10 protein-coding genes are annotated in these 14,664 nt (G+C 51.2%); 2 read left to right on the forward strand and 8 right to left on the reverse strand.

Annotation, left to right across the window (positions count from 1 at the left end):
• Positions 1–97: 97 nt before the first annotated feature.
• Together ACE039_RS05160 and ACE039_RS05165 are read left to right on the forward strand one after the other, a co-directional pair.
• Positions 98–946: a class I SAM-dependent methyltransferase gene (locus tag ACE039_RS05160; protein ID WP_485821829.1), complete on the forward strand. Its 849-nt coding sequence runs from the start codon at positions 98–100 to the stop codon at positions 944–946.
• Between the two features lie 351 nt (positions 947–1,297).
• Positions 1,298–1,570 (forward strand): hypothetical protein, encoded by a 273-nt coding sequence (locus tag ACE039_RS05165; protein WP_485821830.1) that lies wholly within the window; start codon positions 1,298–1,300, stop codon positions 1,568–1,570.
• 255 nt (positions 1,571–1,825) lie between these two features.
• Here ACE039_RS05165 and ACE039_RS05170 read toward each other — a convergent pair whose 3' ends face one another.
• The 8 genes from ACE039_RS05170 to ACE039_RS05205 all read right to left on the reverse strand — a co-directional run bounded on the left by ACE039_RS05170 (position 1,826) and on the right by ACE039_RS05205 (position 14,638).
• Positions 1,826–2,707: an HNH endonuclease signature motif containing protein gene (locus ACE039_RS05170; protein WP_485821831.1), complete on the reverse strand. Its 882-nt coding sequence runs from the start codon at positions 2,705–2,707 to the stop codon at positions 1,826–1,828.
• A complete protein-coding gene (locus ACE039_RS05175) occupies positions 2,697–4,334 on the reverse strand; it encodes an AAA family ATPase (RefSeq protein WP_485821832.1) in 1,638 nt (545 codons plus the stop codon). Before ACE039_RS05175 ends, ACE039_RS05170 begins: the two co-directional genes overlap by 11 nt.
• A gap of 418 nt (positions 4,335–4,752) precedes the next feature.
• Positions 4,753–6,267: an ApeA N-terminal domain 1-containing protein gene (locus tag ACE039_RS05180; RefSeq protein WP_485821833.1), complete on the reverse strand. Its 1,515-nt coding sequence runs from the start codon at positions 6,265–6,267 to the stop codon at positions 4,753–4,755.
• Between the two features lie 484 nt (positions 6,268–6,751).
• A complete protein-coding gene (locus tag ACE039_RS05185) occupies positions 6,752–7,606 on the reverse strand; it encodes a hypothetical protein (protein WP_485821834.1) in 855 nt (284 codons plus the stop codon).
• A 467-nt stretch (positions 7,607–8,073) separates the two neighbouring features.
• On the reverse strand, positions 8,074–9,030 hold the full coding sequence (locus ACE039_RS05190) for a carbon-nitrogen hydrolase family protein (protein ID WP_485821835.1): 957 nt from the start codon (positions 9,028–9,030) through the stop codon (positions 8,074–8,076).
• Positions 9,027–12,251: an RNA-directed DNA polymerase gene (locus ACE039_RS05195; protein WP_485821836.1), complete on the reverse strand. Its 3,225-nt coding sequence runs from the start codon at positions 12,249–12,251 to the stop codon at positions 9,027–9,029. Before ACE039_RS05195 ends, ACE039_RS05190 begins: the two co-directional genes overlap by 4 nt.
• Positions 12,244–13,221 carry a CHC2 zinc finger domain-containing protein gene (locus ACE039_RS05200; protein WP_485821837.1) on the reverse strand — a complete coding sequence of 326 codons (978 nt, stop codon included), beginning with the start codon at positions 13,219–13,221 and terminating at the stop codon, positions 12,244–12,246. The genes ACE039_RS05195 and ACE039_RS05200 overlap by 8 nt, the downstream gene beginning before the upstream one ends.
• A gap of 619 nt (positions 13,222–13,840) precedes the next feature.
• Positions 13,841–14,638, reverse strand: a complete 798-nt coding sequence (locus ACE039_RS05205; protein WP_485821838.1) for a hypothetical protein — start codon at positions 14,636–14,638, stop codon at positions 13,841–13,843.
• Between the last annotated feature and the right edge of the window lie 26 nt (positions 14,639–14,664).

The raw sequence follows: 14,664 nt of genomic DNA on the forward strand, positions 1-14,664 counted from the left end.
TTTCCCGCCGCCCTGCGGCCACGTCAGCGTTTTCGTTAAACTGACGCTTTCCGCGCCACTACGCGCCCCGCCCCGTGCGGGGCGCTTTGCCTTTCCCATGTCAGAAAAAACCCACGACATCCGCCCCGGCCAGTCGATCGAACTCCTCAAAGCCCTGCACATCCTGACCCGCGACGGCAAGATGAACCAGGACAGCCGCCGTAAGCTGAAACAGGTCTATCACCTGTTTCAGTTCATCGAGCCGTTGCTGAAAGACGTCCAACAAGAACGCGGCGCGGTCACGCTTGCGGACCATGGGGCTGGTAAGTCGTATCTGGGGTTCATTCTGTATGACTTGTTCTTCAAGGAACAGAAAGACGCCGTCGGGAACGGGTCCCATATTTATGGGATCGAGACTCGCGAAGAACTGGTGAAGTCGTCAGAGGAACTGGCGAAGCGGCTCGGGTTTGGCGGGATGTCGTTCTTGAATCTGTCGGTGGCGGAGTCGATTACGTCGGATAAGTTGCCGGCGACGATTGATGTGGTGACGGCGTTGCACGCTTGTAATACGGCAACGGATGACGCGATTCACTTTGCGTTGGAGAAGAAGGCGAAGTACATCGTGGTGGTGCCTTGCTGCCAGGCGGAAGTGGCTTCGGTGCTAAGGAAGAATAAGGGCAAGGCGCTGGCTGATCCGCTGGCGGAGATTTGGCGGCATCCGCTGCATACGCGGGAGTTTGGTAGCCAGATTACGAATGTGCTGCGGTGTTTGCAGCTTGAGGCGCATGGGTATCAGGTTAGCGTGACGGAATTGGTCGGGTGGGAGCATTCGATGAAGAATGAGCTGATCGTGGCGCAGTATAAGAATCTGCCGACCAGGAAGCCTGCGGAGAGGCTGACGGAGATGTTGGAGAGGATTGGGTTGCAGGAGTTGAAGGATCGGTTTTTTGTGCCGGTGGCTGCATGAATATGACGAAGGGCTCTGCGGAGCCCTTTGTGCTTTCTGACTGTCGTTTGGGGCGAGACAAAAACGTCACTCGCATCGTTGCGGCTTACAGAGCGTTCCGCCGTATACTCGCCCTGCGGTCACACCAATGACCGTCCGGTTTGACAGCTGGAAATGACAAAAGGCGGACTGCCGCTGCAATAGCGGCATTTTTACGTCCGTAGGCCGACGCACGTCCCTGCTATGGGCGGGCCTTGGCTGGGGCACGCTCGCGTGCGCCGGTTTCTTTTGTCACCGGTCTGTCAACCCGGCCTTGCGCCCGCCCACCCCGATTGACAGCGGGGCGCGGGTCTAACGACAAAAGAGGCTGCTATGAACGATCACCCTTATACCTATGACCGCTGGGCCACGCCGGATGATCCGGAGTTTGCTGTTGTGCGGGTGGATGATTTGAGGAAGATGGAGCGGGCTTGCCAGGGGATTGGGGCTATTGCTCGGATCGTGGGAAATGGGGTGAGTGAGGCGGGGGATACGAGGGAGCACCCTATGGATACGTGGGTGATGTCGAACTTGATGGGTGGTGTTGAGGAACTTTGTGGTCATCTTGTCGGACTCGTAACCACATCGATAAATGAACCAAAGTAGAGTCCATGCAGTCGATTTAGCTTATCCAACTACCGCACTAGAAATATCATCACGTCGAGCCCACATATGCCGTGTTAGCACTTGGCGTCTATGTAATTTCCAACACAACAAGCCCTGCTGAACTAGATCCATTGAGCTTTCTCTTCGCGAAAGAATGGATCTAGTCTTTTTACCCATAGCAGAAATTCAGCGGTTGGGGCACAAGAATCCCCCCTCGGCTTGACAGTAAAAATTCAATGCAGCGATCAGTGCTCTTTACAGGGATACGCCTTGCGACTTAATCGTCCGCCTTGGAGGCGCGGCCCTTGCCATACCGATCACCACATCGGCGAGGGATCTGTAATCTCGCAATGCTCGGAAGAATGTGCAGGAAATACTATTTGGTGTTAGATCCTTACTCATATAGCTCAGAAGAAGATCACTGGCCTTCGTCCTCGCCTGATCTCTTGTCACCACATCGCCACTTCGAAATGCCGTAACTGTAAAATTTACGAGGTGTGCAATTTCATTGCGAAAGCGCTCTTGAATTCCCAGTTTTTTTATATGATCCATCACAATTTTTTGTTCTTGTGGGCATTTTCTAGCAGGCACCAAAGTTAGGGTTGCGATCGGGTCTCGAAAATCACGGGGCACTAAACGCCACACGATTCGGCTGACGAACTTATCGAAATACGGATGCAGAACTCGTTCAGGTGGCGACGAGTTTCCTTTTTTCAGCTGACACGCGACACATGCCGGCACAAGATTGAAAGAGAAAATAGAGAAGTGAGGAAACGCGTTTGCATCTTTTGGCAAATAATGATCAAGTGTGATCTTACCCGCCGGAAGGCCGCAATATGGACATACAGCTAAACTTCTGCTGGCCTTTCTGCGCAATTCTGCAATATATCCAAGGCATTTAGGCTTTTGATCGTAGAGTTTATTCAAGATCTTCACATCAGACTCATCTTGATCCGGCCTAAGCTCTCGATATTTACCCATGCCAGAAAAATCATTCAAATAGCCAAAATACTGTTCTTTGAAAAACGACATGTGTAGATTAACCGTCTTCCAATTTTCTTGTTTCCCGACAACAAAATCATTAAGGGCTGACAGATCGTCTGCAATTTTTCTAGTGGGAATTATTCTAGTTGGCATCGTCTTGATTCAAAATATTTTGCAGATAAAGCTCCCCATCATCCCCCAACGATGGAGAAACCCTTTGCGCAACCTCCCGCCTATTTTCAGAAGAACTGCTATCAAGAACCCTCTGTATAAGATCTTGATATCCAGTCCTTATCTCTCGCCCCCCAAAGACGTAATCAGATATTTTTGACACATCCCCCCCGAATGTCTGAAGAGACGTCTGGAATAAACAGGGAATTGAATCAACATCTCTATCGAGAATTTGGACAGCACATTTATCCAATTCCCGCACGACGAATGGCGAATGTGTAATAACTACTGCCCGACTCTCCATAGCAACCAATGTCGAGCGAAGTGTACGCATGAGCAACGTTACGTACTGGGGATGAAGATGATTTTCTGGCTCGTCAATCAAGACTAACGAACGTTCGCCCTCCAGGAGCAACTGCGCAGTCATTAATAGGAGGCTGCGCTGCCCGGAGCTTAGATTATATTGACCTAGTACTGAAGAATGCGCAATTATCTCGCGCATCGGATCCAGTAGACCAACCACCTCTTTTGGGGTATTGGGCAACACGGATAAAGGAAGATATGCACCATTTCGGACATTGATAACCGCCTCGTCAATTACCAAGCGTTCCACTGGAATTAGAAGCTCCCATGGATCAACAATCTTTTTTATTATCTCGATGTAAGCATTGATTTTGAAGTTGGCATCCTCAGATAAAGCCAGCCGCTGGATAGCAGGAGTTAACTGTCTCCATTCTTTTTTTCCAACCCCTAAACCAATTACGGTTACACCATTGCGGCGCCACTTTGTCCAAAGTGCAGATTCGTACGTGAAAGTCAAAATATCCGAAGGACGAACGCGCTCGTCCACTGCTCCCGGCACGGGAACGTCAGAAGTAACTTTCAGATTGCTGTCTAGAGCAGCCTTCGCTAGCGCTAGCAACAATCGAGTCTTTCCTACACCATTGGCTCCTATAATTGCATTTATAGGTTGCGTCTCGCCTAGAAGCTCCTCGTACTCAGCTTTAAACTCTAATTTCGTCGCACTTTCAATTCTCAGTTCGGCCTGCAACGATGTGACACCCGACGGCAGGCCGAAGTAATTCGGATCCTCATTCAATATCTTTTCGAACGCAAGAAAAGCGAACTGCTGCTCGCTGCTCATTAATATTCGAGGCAGCCATCCCCGCCCACGGAAGATTTTTAACACCCGGCTATTCTTGGAAAACGCCTGAAGCACAGCTAGCTCGTTAGCTTTAGACAGCAACTTCTTAGCTAGGACATGACCAGCTAGCTGGACGAGGTCGCGATAGGCACTTCGTTTCCCGAGAAAAATTGCAATATCGCAAAATTGGCCCTTAAGTTCAGAGATAGAAAAAATCCCATTGCTGCCTATTTCTAATTTTTCCTTATCGAAGGATTTCCCGAGAAGAAAAAAAATAGAGATATTTTCTACGAATATCGGCCTTTTTTTTCGATCAAACCAGTACAACATTGCAGGAATTTGCCGGTATTCCTCATCAGGAATGTGATCCACGACTATCAACAACGAATTACTAAGCGAAAAATCATTTTGCACCCCACCTGCTTGAATGCTTATATAAACACTATTAGCTATATATTTCTTCATCACATTTCTTTAGACTGCTAAAGGATTCGGCCGACGATGCTCGACTTACCATCAACAGATTCCGATCGGTCACCAAGACGAAGTCAAAGAGACCGCTCATCTTGCCCCCGCTGTTAAAGCCGAAAAAGTTGGTCTGTAGCGATTGGGGCACATCAACAAATTGATTCGTGTGAGCTGCCTCCCAAGACGTCATTGCCTGTTCGACTGCTGCTCCCGTAGATGCAACCGAGAGATCCAGGTCCGACCGGTTGCGCCTCAGCTCCGCATACATATCTTTTTTGCGGCTGCGCCGCCCACTACCTTAATGGCGTTGAAATATAGAAAAATCTTTGCTTTGACGGACAGAAATAAAGGTGCCAGACTCCAATACCGCAGTGGACTCAGATGAAATTGCAGCCTGGCACCTTAATTCCAGCTCCTATTTTTTCACTAGAGCTTCAAGACGGCGAAGGTTTTCTGGGTAGTTCACTACGTAGACTCCAAACGCATGCGTCATTGAAAAACCGTGTGCCAACCACCTCTTCAAATCCCATCCCAGGTCAATCAGGTCCGAAATTGCGAATACGAACTCTAGCGTATCAGTAATGAACGCGAATTCCGTAAAGTTGCCCTGATAGTCGAACGCACCCTCGGTTCCGTGTACATAGTGATTTCGACATAAAACTGCATGATGACATGGCAGAAGTAAGTTCGGAAACCTGCCGTCAGCCGCTGCGTTGACTTTATGAGCAAGGTGCATAACTTTGTCGCGAAGACTAGCTTTACCAACACGCCCTAAGGCAGAGAGAACAGATTGCTTACCAAAGCTAGCGGGTAGGGCCGTAAATATCTTACGACATTGAATCACTGCGTCCCTCAAGGGATCGTCGATATCCCTAGTTCTCGGTACGTGACTTTCTGGAAGTAAATCGAACATGTTGGCAGCGCCGACAATGCGGTCGATGCTATACCCACTGAAAAATGCGGTTGCAAACCGCTCCCTCGGATCACGCATGGTCGCCGAACTGTCGATCCAACGCATAGCGACCTGAGAAAACTCGTCGGGGCGCTGATCCGGAGCCAGAAGACTATCCCTTAGACTCGCCTTTGACTCACCATTCACGCGCTCATTGCACAAGCTCCAGTACAGCCTCGCCATCTGAGCTAAGTTGTGTTCAGTATCTTTCGGGGGGTGAGTCAACTCCAATTCAATCCACTGATAGCGTTGCCGATGGCCTAGGCTCAGTTCGAACAACCCATGAAGAACTCGGAGAGCATGGAGCGCCTCATTCAACGTCTTGGGCTCTATAAATTCTATATTTATGGTGACCTCGTTGCTGATACCGATCCCCGCTGCATCGCCGCTTGTTTGGGAGGTGCGGTTTGTTAGCGCGATGTTCCCAACGCTACATTGAAACGCTATTATTTCCCACAAGCCGCTGAAATAAAGTAGACGAGGGTGTTCGCCGATTTCAGGTTTGAAAGGAAATATCGACCAACCGTGCTTCTCCGCCAGCTTTTGAGAATGCCTGTGGTCCTCCTCCAGGATACGAAGTGTCTCATCTATATTGAGATCAAGGGACCGAAAAGTTTCGTATCCGCGTAATAGGCTGCTGACGTTGTCGAAGTGATAGCGTACCGCTCGGATGACATGCTCATCTGAGCGAATGAAACTTTCACCCACGACAATATAGTTCGGGAAGAATGCGCTCTCGCATTGTGAATCTTCATCAAAGCGGTGCCGTGTTTTTCCTTGAATCACACAATCCAGAAGAGACGCCTTTTTTCCGTCATTTAGCGTTCCATGGATATCTGTATATTCAACCTCGGGAGATGGCCAGAAGCTCTTTCCAATAAGCTTAACGTTGCTCTCCGCACCCGCGATCATAAGATGGCCAGCGAATTGGGGCTCAGTCGAAAGGAACACGCTATTGTATTTTTCGTGCGTCTGCATTTGTATATTAAGTTTTAACTATCCACTGACAAGGACACCCCACATCAAGTGCCATTGATTACCTAGCTTTCCATCCTTGCGCCAACGCTCAAACAGTGCCAACGGCCCAATGACACTGAAATAAAATATAGGAGTCGGACCACAGTTTCAGCAGGAACTCACAGCTTGACACCTCAACCCTCTGACGAGGCAAAAAATCATAGCGTGGCATGTATCTGAGCCTTCATATCTTAAGAGCGCCTCGCCGGGTAAGTGCACCCGCGCTGTCATGGCTTCGGCAAAAATCTCCGACAAACTAGCAAGGGTATTCGCATAATTCAGGATCAGTTTTGAAGGACTGCTATTGCCCAAAGCGGTAAATTGCTGTTCACGGAAGGATCGACTAGGGAGCCCTGACATCGTAAGTTGAATTCGGTCCACCACTCTGTACATCGCTGGTACCTCCAAGCGGTAGCCAACTCCACATCGTGAGGTTTGTATCGTCTTAAATGGCGACGTGGGCGTCACAAGATGTGAAATGGCCTGGACGAACAGTAAATCCTGCGTCAGGCTTTTCAAAATCGACTTTAAACTGGTAAGCGTTCCCTTTATAGGTCAATTCTGGCACTGCCCGATGCCAGAAGAGAGTTGCCGGTCGATTGACAAGTTCGGTAAGCCAGCACGGCGCGTCGTCCTCCTTGACAGTCAAACGCAGAGGTACCGTTATCTCTCCGTTCGCGAACTTCTTTCCGCTTTTCACAAATATCAGCTGCTTCCACCTCTCGACGCTCGCGGCACCGAAAAAGATCTGCCTGTAGGAGTCGAGCGAGGTTACGTCATCAGAAGTCTCACCAAGAAATTTGAAGGCGCTTTTGTAGGTCAGCTCGTGACTGCCAATGGTCAGCGCTCGTTGGTCTCGTTCTTTCGGCGAGAGCTGGATCCAGGCGTCAACAACTTCTTCCAGCGTGCCGGGGTGTAGCGCTGGTATATGTCTCACTGTCCGGGATAGCAACAAGAGCTCTTCCTTTGTCGGGGCGCAGGATTTTTGCTTTAGCGCAGGCAGTGGCCCCAGCAAATTAGGTATTGGCTTCTCTCGAACTTGCGCAGATCTGCGCTTCGTCGCCCCGGGTATTGTAGAGAGCTCTGTTGAAGGCGCCTCGTCAGGACATCCACTGACGTGCCTAGCGCGAGCTGCGAAATAGGTATTTTTTCGCGTCCGGGTGTGCACGCTTGTGAGGCATACCTCGTGCGGACAATAGAATACCCAGCCCTCGGCAGCCTTTACTGCATGCGCATATTCTGCCGTGATCATTTTTTCGAGTTCCCAACACAATGCCTCGGTCATCAACTCGTCACGCATAATTCCCCCAAGTCCTCAAAAATTCGAAAAGCATACGCCGCTTAAGAGATTTCCCTGTTAGGTGACACGGCAAGGCCGGACCAGACCGTAACTCTCTGCTGAGTCATCGATATGGAGGCATGGTGTCAGACTACAATTCCCTTTCCGAAACCGTAGTCCGACACCATTACTTTTTTCCTATGGATAGCCGACCTTGGGCTCCTTAGTTGGAAAAACAGCGGCTCCGACGCATTAAGGCAGTCATGTTTACGAGCATTTGAATCACTGTTCATAAGTCCGATTTCGATCCGTTCCAACCATTTCGCTTTTTTTGCAGCCCAGGTCTATTTCGCAGCATCTGCGGCTCTACCTCAGGCTAAATCGACCCCAGAATGCCGTCGTCCACGTTTGGCATTTACGTTGCTGTTGGCTGTCGCCCGCACCTGACTTGCTATCAAGTCGGCGTGAATCGGCGGTTTGAACATGTCTTAATCGACGTTCAGCCCCGGAGTAAATAGTGAAATGTTGACTCCTGATAGATCATCGGGAGGCGCTGCGGCATGACCAATACTAGTCACGAAACCTGGCGGCAAGTGCTTGTATGTGGCAGGTTCGGTGTCACAACCTCGAATGGCTGCATCGAGATTACGCACGGGAAGCTGAACACACTGAGCGGTGAAGAGTTTTCCCCCATCGACCGAATATCCAATGCGCTTGAACGCCTCGTAGTACGGTGAGACGACTAGCGAGCCGCCGAAGTATCCGGTATTGCAGACCACCACGTTACAGAAGATTGTCCTTGATAGCGAAACCGCCAACGACTCAAAGAGCTTAACGTCGCGGTTGTACGCCAGGACAAACAAATGGTGGACCCGTCCGCGATACAGGAGGGCCCGTTCAATATCCATGAAATCGTAGCAAATGCTGACGCCAATTCGTCCATAAGGTCCTGCATCGAAGACATAGACGTTGGGATCGGCGTGGAATGCCCAGGGCGGTACGTACTTCTTGAAGCCAGACGCCTCAGCCGGCGCTGGATCCCGTTTGCCGAACCAAACTCGGGCAGCATAGCGTGAAGGTGTGCGCTTCCAAAAATTTCTGGGGACGAGGACGAGACCTTCATTTTTCGCAGACTTCGTTCTATGGTCTAAACGGTAGTCAACCCCAACGATTGCTAGCACATTCATGGAACAGACAAGGCGTTCGAAGTCATCGAGTCGCGTTCTTGGGAGTGCAAGCTCAGGGAGGAGAACGATGCGAGGCTGATCATCGTGATCTGCCAATGCCCTCATCGCTCTACGAATTTCGTGCCACGCACGACTATCCTCGGCTGCGGAGATTCTAGGCTCACCACCATCGCCGTCCCACGCGGCGTTGGAATCCAAGGTCGTCTGAATTACGCCAAGAGTAAGCGCCTCAACCAATGCTAGCTTCTCGGAAATCATGCTGGCCCCATTTCAAAATACCCCTTCCAATCAACGTCGGTGAGGTGCATGAGGTTGACGGGTGTGACTTGCCTAGATTGCTGATTGAAGGTGGAGATTTGATTTTCCTCAAGTTCGTTCTGAGCAATCGAGATAACGCGCGCCAAATCCGCAGTATCGATGAGGCTTACCGGATCATGCTCGGTGTCATCATCGGCGTCCGGGCTCCAAGTGTCGTACAGGCCGGCCAGTACATTCTCGGACGCCCGGGGTTGGAGACACGCTTCTAGAATTCCGAGAGTGGCGGAGGAATAGGTGATCTCGTCTCGTAGGAGCTGAGGAAGGTATCTGAGCACGCTTTCATGCCCCGGCCCATTCCATTGCACTGGCAGCAGGAACGAGCGGGAAAGCAAGGCAAAGAGGCACAGGCCAAGGCCGCGAACTGGGTTCTGCGCGGAGCCTATTTCGCTCAATACGAGCGGCGCATACCGTCTGTCATAGATCTGATTTTGCTTAGAAACTTGCCGGAGAGCTCCAACTCCTGGCTCTCGCAACTTCTGTTTCCACTCTTGCCATGACACCGCAGGCGTGTCGATGAGATGACTCGGCAGCGCGAAGTTGAGTGGGTGAGCACAACGGGCGCGTGCATTAGTGCCTTTACTCGATGCTCGTTGCAGATAATCTTGGTCTAACGTCTCGGCGGTGGATGACAGCAGCAACGCTGCCTGCCTGACGATCTCTAGGCAGGTCCATTCGCCGAGTCGCCATTCCCTTGTGATTTGCGGATCGCGGCTACCCCAGATTTTTGTTGCCCAGACAGGCAGCGGCAGTAGTTTTCCAGTCTCCGATCCTTCGAGCGATGTCTGAACGCGGGAAGCCGCTGGTGAAAGAGCCGTTACTCGCCGGATTTCGGGGCGATCGAGGCGCCCCATCAAGGCGTCAAACCACCACCCCTCTTGACGCACTTGAGTTGGCCTAGTTTTGGACGCTATCCGTTCGAGTGGAGCGATTGGTGCATCCGCAGGGAAGAATGTCCACAGATCGTCGGACTCTGGGAGGCCATCCACTTGGGCTCCCAAGTGAATGATCAGATCGGACGCTCGGCGGACTGGTTTGCGAAGGTCGAACTTGCATCCCCACCAGGCAAGCGCAACGCGCAGGTTCGGTGGCACGTCATCGCTAGTCAGCAACGCGCGGCCTTTGTCGATAAACAGTTGACTCATCCCTTTTCCCAAGAGCTGGGACGAGACTGACGATAGTTCTAACAATACAGCGGCGCAATACACGCCGACAAAGAACTGATTTAGGCTTTTCTGTACGAACCATTGGTCTGCTTGAGGTTGTCCTCGATGGGTAAGCCTCGCAATATCCCGCAGAAATCTTAATGCGGCTGCCCGGCGCCACCCCGCCGCATTGGTGTCAACAAGTAGCTGTGCAGCTCGTACCGTTTCTGCAGCGAGCACCGCGTAAGAATTGCCAAGTATGTAGTTCGCCGCTAGTCGATTCACCGGGTCGTGGGCATGACGGTCGATGTCATCAAAGAGACGTTCCAGCCCGGTAGCGCCGAGGCGGCGCGCGATGGCCAGCGCATGCGTCCACAGACGGACACGATCAGGACGTTCGTGCAGAACTCTTCTCACCAAGCCAAACACTCTGTCAGCAATGCCGGCAAGCCGGGCTTGAATCTGAGAGTCCTTGATGCCAGTGAGAGCAGCGATCGGGTCGCTCATAGGACTCTCGCCATTGAGACTGGATGCTTGACTCCCGCTCGGTCGACTCTGCCCGAGCCCCGAACGTCGGATGTCTAATGTTTCCGGTGCTGCGAGTCTTGTTTCCGCGACGCGAGCAAGGCGAGTCGCCGCAAATGCCAGACGGGTTCGCGCTGGCATCTCTGCTTCAGGAACCTCTACGAGCAAGAGATGCTCCAACTGCTGCGAAAGAATGGAGAGTTCGTTGTCTTCGAGCGCCGTGAAATCTGTTTTGCCGATCGCCGAAACCAAAGCGATCGTCTTCGTCATTAATGGAGTTGGAAACTCGGGATCAAGGCGACACTCATCTTGAGCTCGATTCCACAGGTCTGACCCGGCAACGCGCTTGCAAACGTCGCTAGTTCCTAGCAGTTCCCCTAAGGCTTTCGGTTCAGTCTTTGCGGGGTTAATGCTTGCACCCGAGCCAAGCCTATCAATAACCTCCTTGTAGTGATCGATCCAGCTCATTAGCTCCTCAAACGTCTTGGCCAATATCACATGATCATCGACGTAGCGAAAGTGTGCGATACGGCCGCTTTGGAGTGTTCTCTGTACTTCTTGGTCGACCGGTAGGAGTGCTGCATTTGCGAGAAACCCTGACACCATGAGCCCAGTAGGAATCTTGTGGAATGTTCTTCGAGACTCATCCAGTTCGATGTGCTTCAGTTCGGTGTCTGTCCAACCATCAAGATTCAATGGCAGCCGAGTTAACGTCTTTAGCAGTCGTTGAACTTCTAGACGAAGTTCAGCCGGAACAAACTGGGAGATTGCTTCAACGCATGCAGTAAGGGGGATGGACGGGTAGAACTTCTCAAGATCTACAGAGGCCCAATAGATATCGCCCTTATTGAGGTCAGTAGGCAAGCTAGTCCAGTAGTCAGCAAGAACAAATGGACATTGATCGGCCCTGTGCATGTGATGCTGAAGTTCAAGCTCTTTTCGTTCATCGTCATCGAGGTTATCTACCTTGGAATGACCATGCACCGCTGCTGAAACCGCCAACGCGACATGACGCCTAAATAGCGGCCAGGCCTGTTGAAAAGGTCGATAAATTCGGCCTGACGAATGCCTGTACGGGCCGACTTTCCGTATCTTACTTCCGTGTACATCCTCTTCAATCCATGCAGACCGGAATAGTCTATTGCCGTAGCTCCAAACGGGCATCTGGGCGTCGACGTAGCGCCCTAAGACGTTCACTACAGCAGTCCAGGCCACTTGATCTCTGATCGTAAAGTGGAAGTATTGTCGGACCCTAGAGTTCCCATTCCCATCAGGGTTCTTTGGAAACGCCATAGGCCGAATTGGTGAAATTCGAAACCTTCCGGAGCGAAGATCGTCAGCAAGACTGCGGAGTTCGCGGCCCAAGTGAACTTCAAAATGAGCTAAGTCTGCCTCGTCGATCCAGACGTCGCCTGGAACCGACGCTCGTTTCACCTTCTCCCATGCCCAGCGCATGTTTAATTGGTCACATACCTGTGTGAGAAAACTATGCACTCTTTCCTCGCGCAATCACGTCGCTGGCATCCATGCCTATTGGTGGAACTACAAACCGGATGCTCTTGCTTCTGGACCGAAACTCATTAGAAAGGCACTTCATGAATTTCTCGCCCGCAGCATCGCCGTCAGGAACTCCCACTAGATCAAACGGGAGCAGTTTCTCAACCCATTCGGAACGAAACGAGGTAGCACCCAAAACCGCAACTGCGGCTAAACCGGCCCCCTCCATGGCAATTGCATCAGGGACGCCTTCACAAATATGTAGAAGACTGCCTGGCTGCAGGTGGCGAAGACGCTGACTGTTGAACATCGGCTTTGGAATACCACTTGGGCCGAAGAATTTTCGGAAGCTCTGAAGGCAGCGAACTTGCAAGTACTCCGTCGTGGCATCGAGCTTGAAGGGAAAAATGACGGCGTATCCAGTCCAGCTTAGTGCCCGTCGGCTCCCTGACAGTCCTGCCTCTCGGATTCGCTCGGTACCCCACTGCCTTTCTAGTTTTCGATATGCCCTCGCGGGATCTACAAGCTCTACTACACCGAACCTGAGCGCGAGATCCTCTGCAATTCCGTGGGCACGGAGGTAGTCTGCCCCCAAGGACGCGTTTACGGGTCCGCAATGCGCCATCAGCCACGCATACAACTCGGGGTCGGGACTAGTCGAGGATACAGACGGAGGACGATTAACTGGCTTGGGGCTTGTTGCTTGCAAAATTGAACGAGAGCTTCGACCGGGCGAGTCGTCGCCGCCCATGATACCGAACTGGCGGGAGAGCCATTTGCAAGCATCTCTAAACCCAAGGCCGTGAATTTTTTCGACAAGCGCGATTGAGTCACCATGCTCACCGCATCCAAAGCACCGCCAGGTATTTCTCGCCTTGCTAACAGTGAAGCTTGGACTCGCTGCATCGTGACCATTGAAGCACATTGCCTTATTGCCACGTAGAGTTATCCCTACGGCCGAAACCACATCCGCAATTGGTAACGCGCGCAGACGCGCAAGCTCCTGTTCACTCAGTAGCTTTGGCTTGGCTGGCGGTAATCTGACTTGCCGCAAAATTATCCCCCTTACGCTAGCTTCCGTTTCTTTACGCCAATTATCACACCTCAAAGCGGCGGCCAGACTCCGAGGAGGTTGCGACCGCAGGACTTTCGCGAGGAGTCTCGGGGTTGATCTATCTGTGTTCTGACATACAGGCGTCAGAACACAATTTCACTAGCCAGCATATCCCTAATCGCAGTCTGAGACTCTATTCATCTTCGCCACAAGTCTCTGCGAAAAAATTCAAAGTTCGCGATTAAAAGCTAAAACGAACCTTCACAAATTACTGTGTGTCGATGAAACGTGCGAGAGCCATCCTAACTCCTGTCACAGCCGCTGGCGCGGGTCGTCAGGACTTTCTTCCGATGTTCCTCACAAACTAAGATTTCGAAGATTTCAAGGAACAAAAATCTCAATTCCGCCTGCCATTAGGCAGATGCAAGCCCGAGCGCTTCTCTCAGTGCCACTAAAGCAGAATTCCAGTCTGGCACCATCTTTCGTTCAAATGCGGCATCCACTATGTTTGTCCCATGTCCATCTATTCACACTACACCTGTGACGTAATCCAATTGTCGTCTAACAAGCGCTTGACCATCGCCGCCGGAATTTCGCTCCAAGAAACCTTCCGCAACTCAGTCCACGCATGACTTCCGTGAATCCGACAGTGCCAAGGAGTTTTTCGAACGACCAACTTGTGTTCCCCCATTAGAAAGACTTTTAGAGGCTCGATACTCAGTGCAGCCAGACGTTTGATGCGTCTTCCCTCGACAATTAATTCAACATGAGGCGAATCGAAATTCGCGACTAGCACTCCGCTATTAGCTTTAGCAGCTCGCGTTAAAATTTCCCTTCCCGGAATCGTCAGAGGATGGTACCGAACTTTGGCTGTTTTCCAAAAGGCGGAATTACCATAAATCGCGGTGAGCCATGCCCGACCCGCTACAAGCCGATGATTGCCATTTGCGACCTGGCACAGCCCACCAATACAATTCAAATGCATTTCATACAAGCTGGACGGAGCTGGAAAACTTTTTTCCTGCAGCGGAGCATCAAAGTAATCGAAGACTGCGTCGGTCCAACTGTTGCAAGTTAGACTTTGCACCGCAGAGCGCCAAGTGTCATCAGGCTTAATGAAATCCCTTCTGCCAAGTGCAACAACCCGGTCAACCGGGACGTCTATAAATACCAGTTGACTCTTTGAGTTGTCCGCCATCAAGAAAAGGCACAAGTTGCTATCCAAGTGGATGACGTCATCCATAAAACCAACAGGCGCTTCCGCAGCCAATTTGAGAAGAACATCTTTGATGGAAACCATATATCGAGAATCAGATAACTGAATATTCATTCTATTTCTGAATCGTAACGTGTCGA

It is taken from the genome of Achromobacter maghribensis, assembly GCF_057334215.1.

Excerpts from the sequence above, each read along its gene's own strand:
- ACE039_RS05180 (WP_485821833.1), bottom strand. The coding sequence starts at position 6,267 with ATGCAGACGCACGAAAAATACAATAGCGTGTTCCTTTCGACTGAGCCC.
- ACE039_RS05160 (WP_485821829.1), top strand. The coding sequence starts at position 98 with ATGTCAGAAAAAACCCACGACATCCGCCCCGGCCAGTCGATCGAACTC.
- ACE039_RS05165 (WP_485821830.1), top strand. The coding sequence starts at position 1,298 with ATGAACGATCACCCTTATACCTATGACCGCTGGGCCACGCCGGATGAT.
- ACE039_RS05170 (WP_485821831.1), bottom strand. The coding sequence starts at position 2,707 with ATGCCAACTAGAATAATTCCCACTAGAAAAATTGCAGACGATCTGTCA.
- ACE039_RS05190 (WP_485821835.1), bottom strand. The coding sequence starts at position 9,030 with ATGATTTCCGAGAAGCTAGCATTGGTTGAGGCGCTTACTCTTGGCGTA.
- ACE039_RS05175 (WP_485821832.1), bottom strand. The coding sequence starts at position 4,334 with ATGAAGAAATATATAGCTAATAGTGTTTATATAAGCATTCAAGCAGGT.
- ACE039_RS05185 (WP_485821834.1), bottom strand. The coding sequence starts at position 7,606 with ATGCGTGACGAGTTGATGACCGAGGCATTGTGTTGGGAACTCGAAAAA.
- ACE039_RS05205 (WP_485821838.1), bottom strand. The coding sequence starts at position 14,638 with ATGAATATTCAGTTATCTGATTCTCGATATATGGTTTCCATCAAAGAT.